General features: G+C 51.3%; 1 protein-coding gene. It reads left to right on the top strand.

Features of this window, described 5'->3' with window-relative positions; translation table 11 throughout:
• Positions 1–105 precede the first annotated feature (105 nt).
• Positions 106–425, top strand: a 320-nt coding sequence (locus ACYP03_RS24250; RefSeq protein ID WP_459782404.1) for a DUF2066 domain-containing protein, incomplete at its 3' end; no start/stop codon positions are given.

Here is a 425-nt window from a genome sequence, read left to right on the forward strand (position 1 = left end):
GTTCTGTCAATTTGCTGACGTCAGGTTATGGCTCTGTGCAGTCAATAACTTTCACAACAGGGTGATTCTCACCCTTTATTTACAATGATATTCGACGAGTGATTTATGTGGCGTGTTGCTTTTTTCCTTGTAGCGCTTATGGCCTTGCCGCTGCAGGCGGCTACGGTGAATACTTTATATCAGGCTCAGGTACCTCTGCCTGATTCCGACCGGCAGACGGAGCAGAGCGCGCGGGTTGCCGCCTTACAGCAAGTGTTGGTGAAAGTGTCCGGGCAGCGAGACATCACCAGCAACGATGTCATCCAGAAAGCGCTGGAAAACAGCAGTTCGTATGTCAGCCAGCTGGGCTATGGCAATGAGCAGGGACAGTCAGTGCTGGAAATCAGTTTTGACAGCGAGAAAATCCGTACGCTGCTGACTCAGGC

The organism is Photobacterium sp. R1 (assembly GCF_054600795.1).